This is a genomic window from Cytobacillus sp. NCCP-133, from assembly GCF_026011715.1.
Classification (GTDB): domain Bacteria; phylum Bacillota; class Bacilli; order Bacillales; family Cytobacillaceae; genus Cytobacillus.
Map to the genome: position 1 here is coordinate 1 of NZ_BRVM01000001.1, position 11075 is coordinate 11075.

At 39.8% G+C, this 11075-nt stretch carries 12 protein-coding genes; 2 read left to right on the plus strand and 10 right to left on the minus strand.

Annotation, left to right across the window (positions count from 1 at the left end):
• Positions 1-116 precede the first annotated feature (116 nt).
• Both tatA and ilvA read right to left on the minus strand, forming a co-directional pair.
• Positions 117-314, minus strand: a complete 198-nt coding sequence (gene tatA / locus NCCP133_RS00005; protein ID WP_264802857.1) for a twin-arginine translocase TatA/TatE family subunit — start codon at positions 312-314, stop codon at positions 117-119.
• A 156-nt stretch (positions 315-470) separates the two neighbouring features.
• Positions 471-1739: a threonine ammonia-lyase IlvA gene (ilvA, locus tag NCCP133_RS00010; protein ID WP_264802859.1), complete on the minus strand. Its 1269-nt coding sequence runs from the start codon at positions 1737-1739 to the stop codon at positions 471-473.
• A 172-nt stretch (positions 1740-1911) separates the two neighbouring features.
• Here ilvA and NCCP133_RS00015 point away from each other — a divergent pair, with 172 nt between their 5' ends.
• Entirely contained in the window at positions 1912-2148 is a 237-nt protein-coding gene (locus NCCP133_RS00015) for a hypothetical protein (protein WP_264802861.1), read from the plus strand.
• Positions 2149-2332: 184 nt separating this feature from the next.
• Here the strand turns inward: NCCP133_RS00015 and NCCP133_RS00020 are convergent, their stop codons facing one another.
• The 6 genes from NCCP133_RS00020 to NCCP133_RS00045 all read right to left on the minus strand — a co-directional run bounded on the left by NCCP133_RS00020 (position 2333) and on the right by NCCP133_RS00045 (position 8594).
• The gene (locus NCCP133_RS00020) at positions 2333-2818 is read right to left on the minus strand and encodes a dihydrofolate reductase (protein WP_264802863.1); all 486 of its coding nucleotides are present in this window, start codon (positions 2816-2818) and stop codon (positions 2333-2335) included.
• A complete protein-coding gene (locus tag NCCP133_RS00025; protein WP_264802865.1) occupies positions 2815-3609 on the minus strand; it encodes a thymidylate synthase in 795 nt (264 codons plus the stop codon). The genes NCCP133_RS00020 and NCCP133_RS00025 overlap by 4 nt, the downstream gene beginning before the upstream one ends.
• A gap of 413 nt (positions 3610-4022) precedes the next feature.
• A complete protein-coding gene (locus tag NCCP133_RS00030) occupies positions 4023-4724 on the minus strand; it encodes an anthrax toxin lethal factor-related metalloendopeptidase (protein ID WP_264803625.1) in 702 nt (233 codons plus the stop codon).
• Positions 4725-5102: 378 nt separating this feature from the next.
• Complete coding sequence (locus tag NCCP133_RS00035; RefSeq protein ID WP_264802867.1) at positions 5103-5711, minus strand: TerD family protein; 609 nt, start codon at positions 5709-5711, stop codon at positions 5103-5105.
• Between the two features lie 133 nt (positions 5712-5844).
• Entirely contained in the window at positions 5845-6951 is a 1107-nt protein-coding gene (locus NCCP133_RS00040; RefSeq protein ID WP_264802868.1) for a toxic anion resistance protein, read from the minus strand.
• A 2-nt stretch (positions 6952-6953) separates the two neighbouring features.
• Positions 6954-8594: a YceG family protein gene (locus NCCP133_RS00045; RefSeq protein ID WP_264802870.1), complete on the minus strand. Its 1641-nt coding sequence runs from the start codon at positions 8592-8594 to the stop codon at positions 6954-6956.
• 322 nt (positions 8595-8916) lie between these two features.
• On the opposite strand from NCCP133_RS00045, the gene NCCP133_RS00050 reads away from it, so the two are divergent.
• Positions 8917-9165: a hypothetical protein gene (locus NCCP133_RS00050; protein WP_264802871.1), complete on the plus strand. Its 249-nt coding sequence runs from the start codon at positions 8917-8919 to the stop codon at positions 9163-9165.
• Here the strand turns inward: NCCP133_RS00050 and NCCP133_RS00055 are convergent.
• Together NCCP133_RS00055 and NCCP133_RS00060 are read right to left on the minus strand one after the other, a co-directional pair.
• Positions 9162-9959, minus strand: a complete 798-nt coding sequence (locus NCCP133_RS00055) for an HAD family hydrolase (protein WP_264802872.1) — start codon at positions 9957-9959, stop codon at positions 9162-9164. The two genes, NCCP133_RS00050 and NCCP133_RS00055, sit on opposite strands and share 4 nt — an antisense overlap.
• Entirely contained in the window at positions 9956-11074 is a 1119-nt protein-coding gene (locus tag NCCP133_RS00060; RefSeq protein ID WP_264802874.1) for a cysteine protease StiP family protein, read from the minus strand. Before NCCP133_RS00060 ends, NCCP133_RS00055 begins: the two co-directional genes overlap by 4 nt.
• Position 11075: the final 1 nt, after the last annotated feature.

The window sequence follows — 11075 nt, forward strand, 5'->3', positions numbered from 1 at the left end:
AATCACGAGATCGCTTGCCTAGAAATCAAGAAAATGGTTTGTCATCGCTTAAAACATGAGCCAGCTAGAAATATGAATAATTCAGGAAGAAATAAGGTGAAAGAAATTCTCCCACCTTATTTGAGCGCTTTTTTCTTCGTATCTTCTTCTAAATCTTCCATTACATCACTTGTCAAGCCACGGGTTGATTTCTTAAATTCCCTTAAAGTTTCTCCAAAAGCACGGCCAACTTCAGGCAGTTTTTTTGGTCCAAAAAGGATTAGAGCCAAAACAAGAATAAGGATCAAACCCGGAAATCCAATATTTGAAAGCATGGAGTACATCCCCTTTAAAATACATTGTTATAAATCTACATTGATTATAGTATTTTTCAGGGGAAATGTCGCTGATTTAGAAAAAAGTTCGAATTAAATTCACAAAAGGACCAGCTATCCAATCGATAACCAATCTGAAAAGACCCTGGTAGGGCATCATACCAATAAATGAAAAAGATTGCTGTCCTTGTTAATCTCCTTATAGGAGAATCCCTTTCTATTCATTCTTTCGATCAAATCACCATAATCTTCTTGATGCTTTAATTCGATCCCCACAAGAGCTGGTCCATTTTCTTTATTATTTTTCTTGGTGTATTCAAACCGTGTAATATCATCTGTTGGACCCAGTACCTCGTCAAGAAACTCCCTTAAAGCCCCAGCGCGCTGAGGGAAATTAACGATAAAGTGGTAGAGCAGGCCTTCATACAGCAAAGACCTTTCCTTAATTTCCTGCATGCGGCCAATATCATTGTTGCCCCCGCTTATAACACAGACGACGTTCTTTCCTTTAATTTGCTCCCTGTATAAATCCAGGGCCGCTATAGGCATGGCACCAGCAGGCTCAGCCACAATTGCGTGCTCATTATATAATTCCAGAATAGTTGTGCAGACCTTCCCTTCAGGAACTGTTAAGATATCATCAACAAGCTCATTGCAAATATCGTAGGTTTTTTCACCAACGCACTTAACAGCTGCCCCATCTATGAACTTATCAATTTCTTCAAGAGGTGATACTGTTTGAGTCCTGATTGACTCAGTCATAGACGGTGCCCCTTCAGGTTCGACTCCAATCATCTTAGTTTCCGGAGATATGCTCTTTATGTAAGTGCTTAACCCTGCCATGAGGCCGCCTCCGCCAATGCTCGCAAAAATGTAATCGCAGTTCTCTTCACAGTCATTCAGAAGCTCAACAGCTACAGTACCCTGTCCGGCAATGACCCTTTCATCATCGAATGGATGAATAAAGGCCCTGTTTTCATCCTTTGCACATTTTACAGCTTCATGGTAGGAGTCATCAAACGTGTCTCCAATAAGGATAATTTCAACAGAATTTCGTCCGAATAGTTCAACCTGGCTTACTTTTTGCCTAGGTGTCGTTGCGGGCATGAAAATTTTTCCCTGTACGCCCAATTGCCTGCAGGCATATGCAACACCTTGAGCATGATTTCCGGCACTCGCACAGACAACTCCATTTTTAAGTTCTTCTGCATTTAAGGATTTAACTTTATAATAGGCACCTCTTAATTTAAATGAGCGGACGTGCTGTAGATCTTCCCTTTTCAAGTAAACATTGCACCCATATTTTTCTGATAGCCGGTCATTCTTCTGTAAAGGTGTATGGGCAACAATATCCTTTAGCTGCTGGTATGCAATTAAAATATCCTCCAACTGCACCCACTTCTTTGTCATTACCTTTTGTTCCATTTTGCCACCCTCTTCTTTACAAATTATTTAATTTGTACATTATACCATGTGAAAAATTGAATTCAATCCTATTTTTTTAAAATTTATATTTTTCGAATTACTTTTTTGTATAGAATTTGAGGTACCTGACATATAATAAGCAAAAGTTCATTTTCAATAAAGAGGTGCAGGTATGGAGTTTTCTTTATGCAGTCTTGACAGTGCATTGCCGGTAGAAGTAACTTTGGATGAGGACAACGGCAGGTATATGATACGGAAGAGCGATACGAGCGGCGAGTATTTTAATAGTGCCAATGAGTTAATACAGTGGGTTAAAGCAAATTTCACTGCAGAAGAATTCTGCGATCCAAGGGAATATCACGGAATGATTCAAAAGCTGACTGAATACTTGGTTAATCCGAACATTTAGGAACGGGATTGAAAATAAAATTCAAAAGCCCTGAACATTAATCGGGGCCGCCTTCAGAAACCGATTCCTGCACTGACGCGCACACCGGCGACTGAAACATACATTAAATAATAAGCATTAACACAGCCACATTATTAAAAAGGCTGGCATATGAAAAAGCAGCCCGCTTCTGAGCTGCTTTCCATTATTTTCTTTTATAAATCAGAAATTCATAATCAAATGGATTTGTTTCATCCTTGATTCCCTTTTCCTTTGAAATGAGCTCCCAATTTCCTATATCCAATTCAGGAAAGAATGTGTCACCTTCAAATTGATCATAAATCATCGTTAGATACAGCCGGTCAGCTGATGGAAGAATGGCTTTGAAAATCTCCGCACCGCCTATGATGAAGATTTCTTCTTCTTTATCTCCACTATACTTTCGGAGTTCTTCAATTGAATTCAATATCGTACACCCATCACAGGAAAACGATTTGTTTCGGGTTATGACAATGTTTTCCCTTCCAGGGAGCGGCCTGCCTATTGAATCCCAGGTTTTACGGCCCATTGCAATTGGGTGACCCATTGTAGTCCTTTTGAAAAACTTTAAATCCTCAGGCAAATGCCAGGGAAGCTTATTGTCCTTGCCAATTACGCGGTTTTCATCCATCGCCCACATTAAAGAAATCATACACTTACAACCCCTTTTATATGCGGATGCGACTCATATCCTTCCAGCTGGAAATCATTATATTTAAAGCTGAAGATATCTTTTACTTCCGAATTGATAACCATTTTTGGAAGAGGCTTTGGTTCACGGCTAAGCTGCAGATTTACCTGTTCAATGTGATTTTGATAGATATGTACATCGCCGAAAGTATGGACGAACTCTCCAAGCTCCAAATCGCATACTTGTGCAACCATCATGGTCAGCAGTGCGTAAGAAGCAATATTGAATGGAACTCCAAGAAAAACATCTGCCGATCGCTGGTATAGCTGGCATGAAAGTTTCCCCTCTGCAACATAGAACTGGAACATACAATGGCATGGAGGCAAAGCCATTTTATCAATCTCCCCTGCATTCCAGGCATTAACAATCAATCTGCGGGAATCCGGGTTTGTTTTAATTTGTTCAATCAGACTGCTTATCTGATCAACAGTGTTACCATCAGCTCCAGTCCAGGATCTCCACTGATGGCCGTAAATCGGTCCGAGATCGCCTTTATCGTCAGCCCATTCATTCCATATGCGAACACCGTTTTCCTGCAGATATTTTACATTTGTATCACCATTCAAAAACCATAGCAGCTCATGAATAATAGATCTTAAATGCAATTTCTTCGTTGTGATAAGCGGAAAGCCTTCCCGCAGATCAAATCGCATCTGATACCCAAAGGTACTAATTGTCCCTGTACCTGTACGGTCTTCCTTTTTTGTTCCTTTTTCCAGCACATGCTTGCAAAGATCTAAATACTGTTTCATTTTAACCCAACCTTTTCTAAAATGCTTAATGTTATTGTACGGAAACTTATTCAAAAAAACTAGGTACTCAATTAAATAAAGCTCTTTTCACTGATTGTTTTTTTACTAATGAATGCTGCCCGTTGTTTTCCGATGCGGGCACTTGTTTTTTTACGGGAGGAATGAGAGCCTCTCTGCTGCTTCGCCTGTGGGGTCTCTCACTCCCTCTCCTCCCCCAGGACTTTGAATAATTTTCCCTGAATTAACACCGCACGAAGGATACACGGGAGCAATTTCAAGGATCAAGTTACCCTCCGCTTTAAACAGCTCAGTTGGTTAAACCTAGTGTGCAGTTAAATAACTACAACTTTTACGAAAGCTTATAATTAAAGTCTTAAAACAAAATATCCCCTGCGGACAAAACAGGGGAATTCCTATTTTAATTTTTTTATAAACTCATAGGTTTCCGGGGCTTTCAACCTTAATAATTTCCTTGGCTCTCCGCCGACAAAATACATGGCAAAGGCTTCTGCAAAGTATTCCTCCGGAAACGTTAAAAAATAGCTTTGTCCCGGGAACAGCTTAGCTTTCTCTGCTTTCCACGCTGTCAGGAATTTTTGATTTAAACGGATACCATTATAGACATGCCGATCAACAGAATGGGCTAATTCATGGAGTTCAAGGTTTACAGAACCGTGGCCTTTTCCCTTTTCGCTAAAGCCGATTTTTACAAGGACTGTTTTAGCCCCGCCTATGCCGGGTACATCATCCCAAGTTGTATCTCCTGTATATCCACGGGGAATCACGCCTTCGAGATGCTGGGCAGTTGGATTATCTGTCAGCTTCCCAACGAACAATTTAACCTTGATATCTTCATCCTCAATTTTAGTTAGCAGTGATCCGGGCAAATTGTCTATCCGTGAAATCATGTTTGAGGCTTCACCTTCATCAAAAGGCTCTATAGGCAAAATAAAAATATCTCCAAGCTCATTTGGAGAATTTAAAATGAGAAATCTCATAAGCTGGGAAGATTGTGGATAGTCTTTTAGTTTAATGCCGCCAATGGCAGCCTGTGAATTCCCTAAAAGTGCAAGGGAAACAATCATGATCGTAAATGTAAGTACCATTTTGAGCATTTTCATTTTCCCTTCTGCAATTCTAAGATGTATAAATGATAAAGACATGGCATTCAGAGTAAAAATGTGAAACTTCCTGTTAGAAGAAAAATTGAAGGAAATACCTTAATAACCGACCTAATACTCTATTAAATTATAACATATGGAGAACAAGTTGGAAGGAAACAAATGATGGGAAGTAAAAGGACCCGGCTCATAGAAAGCCGCTGAAAAAGTGTTCACTTTGAGTAATTAGCCAGCACTTTCATCAACATACAGCAAATAAAAGAAGTTGATTATCTACATATAGTAGGTAGTCAACTTCTTTTTTCTCTTTAAATGGACTTTTTCAGTGCCCTCCGCTCATAGCGGGTCCTTTTTTAGCAGTTTTTTCAAATATTAACTATAAGAGCGCACTACATCAGACAAACCTGTGGATGCCGTTCCTGTGCCAACAGCAGCAAACTTCCAGTCGCTTCCATGACGATAAATCTCACCAACAATTAAACTTGTTTTTCCACTGTAGTCATCTGTCAGATTATAATGAATAATTTCCTGGTTGTTCGCGGAGTTCACAACACGGATGAACGCATTCTGAATCATGCCAAAATGCTGCTTCCTTTTTACGCTATCATATATATTTACAACGAAAATCATTTTATGGACATGAGCTGGTACTCTGCTTAAATCAATCATAATCTGTTCGTCGTCTCCGTCCCCTGCCCCTGTTAGGTTGTCTCCGGAATGCTGGACACTGCCATCTCCGCTCCTTAAGTTTCCGAAATAAATAACATCACTGTTGTTTCGAAGCTTGCCATTTTCACCAAGCAAAATAACAGATGCGTCACAGTCGATATTCGCACCGCCGCCTCCGAATAGTGAGCCTAGAAGACCGCCTCCTCCGCGGTTTTGAACTGGGTCCCAGCCCAATCCCACCATTATTTTAGATAAGCCTGGATTTCCTTTTGTTAGGTCTACACGCTGTCCCTTTTGCAAATTGATCGCCATAGTTTCCACCTCATTAAAATATTTTTCTATCAGGTTATATTAGCTGATCTGCTGATTTGCAGCTCCTATTTTTAAAGGGCCATTCTCAGCAGCGGCCAAACACAGCCTTCTATATATTAAAATGAACAGCCGCCTAGCCCTGCTGCTTCATTTTTTTAAAATTTTCCTGGAGCTGCTCCAGCCTTCTTGTACCTTCTTCACGCATGCGCTTGTTTTCCTCTTCTATCGACTTTGTTTCCTGCATACCTTTCATGATGATATTCCAGGATTCTTCAATCGTCTCGATCTTAATGCTTGAGCCTCCAGCCAGCCTTGCAATGTCAGTACTTTGATTGGAGATATTTTGAGCATTGCGGACAAGCATTTCATTTGTTCTTCTATCAAGCTCGCTCATTGAATCTGCAACAAGCTTTTGCCTTTTAGCAGCCACTGCCTGAATTAGCCCGTTTTTAAAAATTGGAATGGTAGTAACAAATGCAGAGTTAATTTTCCCAATCAGCTTTGTATTTCCCCTTTGCAGAAGACGGATTTGCGGTGCAGTTTGAAGCGCAACCATCTTAGCCATCTCAAGATCATAAACTCGCTGTTCCAGCAGTTCTATAGCATTTTTTAAGGTATCAAGCTGCATGGAGGCCATTTGATCCCCTTGTGCAGCCCTGGCTTCAAGCTGAGGGAGCTGATTTGCTTTAAGGTCATCGGCTTTCATCTGGCCGGCAACGGCATATTTTTCAAGCGTCAAGTAGTACTGATAGTTTTGCTCATACATCTGTTCGAGCATAGTTGTCGAATCTACCATTTCACTTTGGTACTTAGATATTTCCACATATACCTTGTCAATTTCGTGTCCCATAGTCTGATATTTGCCAAAAAGCTTCTCGATCATCTTTTCACCGCGTTTGAAAAGCTTTCCGAACAGCCCTTTGGAGCCTTGCTCAAAATCCTTTTTATCAAATTTATCCATTATCTTGCCAAGCTGTTTTAAGAGCTCGCCTGAATCCTCAACCTTCGTCGACCCCATATTGCTTAGGATTTGATCTGAGAAGCGGGAAATTTGCACAGCCGGCTCTTTTCCAAATTCAAGGATTTGAATTTGATCTTTCTCATCAATGGATCTCGCAAGATTTTGCACCTCAGGCTCCTGCCTTAATGCCAGTTTAATTTCTGAAACTTTATTCTCTGACAACTTTTCATCCTGCAGCTGGGTTGTTAAATTTAAATCGGTTTGCTGAGTCGGATTCATTTTCAATCACCCTTTAAATTTTTTAATAATCCTTGTAAAAACACTTTTTTTATAAAAGAAGGCTCTTTAAACTCCTGTTCGAAAACAACATCCTCCAGCCAATGGACATCATATAAACCTTCTTCGATGAAATTCTCCATATCGTTATGGCCAGGAGGATTATATAATACAATATCAAGCCCAAATTGATTTAGCATCAAAAGAAGGGCAGCATCCGACCTTACCATTGTCCCATTCAGCTCGTTATTGTAGAGGATAATTTTAGGAACATCCTGAGAATAATCAAACTGCTGCATTAGCTTTAAAATGCTTGGCGGGATTTGCATGCTTTGAGTAAAAAGGTAGATCTTAAGTTCCTCTTCCGATTCATGCGGAAGGGGCTTTAAATATGGACGGCTGCATATATTCCTAATGGCCATTGCAATTCCACTTTGAAGCCCGGTCGGCAGGTGCTGATATTTCCAATAGTGGCCAGCAATCATCTTTCCAGGATCGAGCATACCTTCTCTGTCCAAGGCATTGCGGTAATGGAACCGAAAGTCATTATTAACGCTGTTTGTAAATGGAAACCTTCGAATCAATAGACTCTGTTCATACTGGCTAATCGTTTGTATGCGGTCCCAGTACTCCTTTCGGTTCTTGCTGACTCCCTGAATTTTAGCAAATACAGAGGGAATCATCACCCGTCCTTCTTTCACATCAAAATTTGGCCGGATCATGGCTTTTTCTTTTATTAATATAAACAGTTCGTCATAGGTTGTTTTCAGTGTAACTGAAGATGGCGTATAATCCCGAAGCTGCCATGGTTTATATAAACCAGAGCCCTCATGGTTCAGAATTGTCTCGATTTCCCTGGAAGCTCTGTAAGCAACTGTTGCGCTCCGTCTCCGCTTTTCTTTTGGAAAAGGCTCAGGGTTTTTTTTCTCAGAATAATGATGTACAAATGATTCCTGCATTTCTGGACTTACTGATCCTATAAGGTCTTCACCGGATGGAGAAAAATATACAACATCGCAGCCCAAGCTTATCAAGTAATATAAAAAATAAAGATGGCTTTTCTTTCCATTCCCAAACCATAGGATTTTTGGCATTGTTTTTTGGGGATTGGCATCTGTAATTTCTTTACCCAGATGGTTAAATGACCATTTAATCACATCAACCAGCACCCTCTGGATACCCTGGTTCTTCAAGCCATCAGGTTCATTGCTCGAAAACAGCTGAAGCATATCGATCATAGCTTCTCTTATTTTTCTGTGCAGTGAAGATATTGATGATTTTAACAGCAGCTGTTCTCCATCAAGGAAAGCAGCAAATCGGTTAATCGATAAATTTTGCTCCTTATTTATATTGAGCACCTTTTGAATTGCCTGAAATTGCTGATTATCTATTGTTTTATCAAGATGTTCTTCACTTAACAGAATCAGGCCTGTACTTTCTGCGTGAAGGTCAAACAGACGATTATAATAATCATCTTCATCCAAAGGAACACCCAGAAAACGGGCGACGATTTGACCAATATGAAGTGTATGCTGTTCTTCAGAAAAACCATCCCGTTCATGATTTGGTTTTTTAAGCTGGGATAGCCAATCTTCGTATGTAACCTTCAGCATGTGTGCTCTAATTTGACTATATGATGGGTTCATTAATATCCCTTCCCTCTATGAGCGAAAGATGCCTTTGCATTATCTAAAAACTAGTAAATCTCTGCAATGCCCAATTTCAGCCAGTTTAAATATGTATACATATTACCATCATATCATACGGATAAATGGTTTTCTAAAATGATTTAATTACAATTACGTACTTTATCAGAAAAAAGTTTCATTTCTAATAAAATATCTCCAAATAAATGTATGTATCTTTTCTTAGGAGGACTTTCTGCAGCTATTAATTAAATTTGCAGCTTTCACCTTTGCTCCTGTCCCCGCATAAATTGGAGTACTCCGCAGAAGAAGGTGAATTAGGATGAGACTGATTTTTAGAAGGGCAAGGTACCGAGGGATTGAAGAAGATTTGAAATTAATCAGCCATGTAATATGCTCAAGCTCCTTCGTTTTCATGGACTCCTTGATTTGGTCTGTCATTATGGCATCGCTTACTTTTCCCCTTCACCAATCACTTGCAATTTTTGGATTAGTGCTATTAAGTGCCTATTCTTTTAGCTGCTGTTTGTTTCTGCTATTAAAAAAATGGCTGGGAGACCAGCCAGATTAGATTTTTTGCTTAATATGACCCAAAATTTCTGCGAGAATTTCTTCACCGGCCATAACGCCCCGTTTATTAGAAATTTTATACAGAAGGCAAAGTGAATCCATTTTCGCTAATTCTCCATGCTTTGGCACAAACGAATAATCGCAAAACTTCAAGAAATCATGGTCGAGAATTGAGTCCCCAGCCCCAAATAAAGTAGTTACGCCTTCTCGTTCTTTAATAAACTTCACTGCTTCACCTTTACAAATTGGGGCAGGCATAAAATAAAGCTTTCGGCCCTGCAAAGAAACTCTCCACCCAAAAGACTCGGCCGTTCTGCTCAATACTTCTTTTTCTTCTCCTGTAATTTGCTTATTAAGAATATAATAAACAAATAGATTATCAGCTATTTTTATGCGGCCGTTTAACTCATAACCTTTTAACTTCTCTACGATATCCTCAAGATGACCACACTCTGAACTTAAACGTTTATGAACAATTGAAGTCCAATCCTCCAGAGGATTCCCCTGAAAATGAATATTGGCTCCATTTGATGTTACAGCGTAGGATACCGGAAGTTTATTTAGAATAACAACCCGCTTATATTGCTCGTAGGTCCTTGTTGTTACGGGTATAAAATGCATTCGAGTGGACAGCTCCATTAACATCTTAAGAGCCTTTCCTGTAGTATAGGCAATTTCATGTCCTTCCTTGCGCTCTGCCCCTATTAATCCCTCCCTGCCGGCATGTCCGAATTCAGACAGGGCCCTGTTTGAGTAAATGAGCGTTCTATCCAAATCTGAAGCAAACATCATCATTGATCTCTTTCCGCCTTTTTAATCAAACCGCAGCACGTGTAACTCATATCCGGATAATGAATGATTTCAACATTGCGTTCCTTAGCCAGCATCATAATATGCCTGACATACTTGCTATCCGGATCTTTCATAAGAATTTTCCAAGGAAGTCTTCTTAGAAGTACCCTGGTTGTTTCTCCTACTCCCGGCTTTACAAAATTTATTGAATCAATCTTGAATTCTTCTTTTATTTGCTTGACCTCTTCCATTCCCTTAAAAGTTGCTTCCCCGGCGGTTTTGAATAGAATTGCTGCTGTTTCTGCAGCCTCCTGTTTTATAGATTCAAATTGGTTGCTAATAACCGAGAGATATTCATTTGAAACATCTGCCTTTTCCAGCTCACGATAAAACTTGGCACCATGAAAATCGTCAGGCCCTATTAACTCATCATTTAGCACCGTTCTGCTTACAAGACCGGAAACAGTTGAATTCAAACAGGCACTTGGAATCAAGAAGTCTTCCCTTGTCCCGTAAAGATTTGTGCAATGACCGGGATCAGCAAGAACAGCTAAAGTATCATCAAGCAGGATGCCGTATTTTTCATGGAATTCTTTACATGCCTTAGTTAATTCAACAGAAATAGCACCTTTTCCCGTCCAGCCGTCTATAAATTGAATTTTACAGTCTGGGTGCTTTTCCAGAATGTATTTTATCGCCTTATCATCAATTCCTCTGTCACGGATAATAGATACGCTATAATGGGGGAGATCCGCTCCATAGACTTCGGAAAGATACCGTTTGATTAAAATACCAACTGGAGTACCTGCTCTGGCTAAAGAAACTAAGACTGTGTTTTCCCCTTTTTGCTTCCATATTTGTTCGGCAACTGCCCCTGTGGATAAGGCTACTTTTTGTTTATACTCCTCAAGTGTCTCCCGAAAAAGGCTCAGATAATTTTTTGGAGGCTGATATTCTATAGGCAGTGTTTCACTGTAATGCTGGCCTGATTGAATATTTTTTTCCCTATGCTCAATTGTTCCCTCAAGCGAGAAGCTGCTTAAGTCTTTTAATAAAAAAACCACATCTGTTTCACTGTAAGAGCCAAATGAATTCTTTTGTATTGCCAAATTAGCCATT

Coding starts and splice junctions, on each gene's coding strand:
- NCCP133_RS00060 (WP_264802874.1), bottom strand. CDS start 11,074: ATGGCTAATTTGGCAATACAAAAGAATTCATTTGGCTCTTACAGTGAA.
- NCCP133_RS00020 (WP_264802863.1), bottom strand. CDS start 2,818: ATGATTTCTTTAATGTGGGCGATGGATGAAAACCGCGTAATTGGCAAG.
- NCCP133_RS00055 (WP_264802872.1), bottom strand. CDS start 9,959: ATGATGATGTTTGCTTCAGATTTGGATAGAACGCTCATTTACTCAAAC.
- NCCP133_RS00015 (WP_264802861.1), top strand. CDS start 1,912: ATGGAGTTTTCTTTATGCAGTCTTGACAGTGCATTGCCGGTAGAAGTA.
- tatA (WP_264802857.1), bottom strand. CDS start 314: ATGCTTTCAAATATTGGATTTCCGGGTTTGATCCTTATTCTTGTTTTG.
- NCCP133_RS00050 (WP_264802871.1), top strand. CDS start 8,917: ATGAGACTGATTTTTAGAAGGGCAAGGTACCGAGGGATTGAAGAAGAT.
- NCCP133_RS00040 (WP_264802868.1), bottom strand. CDS start 6,951: ATGAATCCGACTCAGCAAACCGATTTAAATTTAACAACCCAGCTGCAG.
- ilvA (WP_264802859.1), bottom strand. CDS start 1,739: ATGGAACAAAAGGTAATGACAAAGAAGTGGGTGCAGTTGGAGGATATT.
- NCCP133_RS00045 (WP_264802870.1), bottom strand. CDS start 8,594: ATGAACCCATCATATAGTCAAATTAGAGCACACATGCTGAAGGTTACA.
- NCCP133_RS00035 (WP_264802867.1), bottom strand. CDS start 5,711: ATGGCGATCAATTTGCAAAAGGGACAGCGTGTAGACCTAACAAAAGGA.
- NCCP133_RS00025 (WP_264802865.1), bottom strand. CDS start 3,609: ATGAAACAGTATTTAGATCTTTGCAAGCATGTGCTGGAAAAAGGAACA.
- NCCP133_RS00030 (WP_264803625.1), bottom strand. CDS start 4,724: ATGCTCAAAATGGTACTTACATTTACGATCATGATTGTTTCCCTTGCA.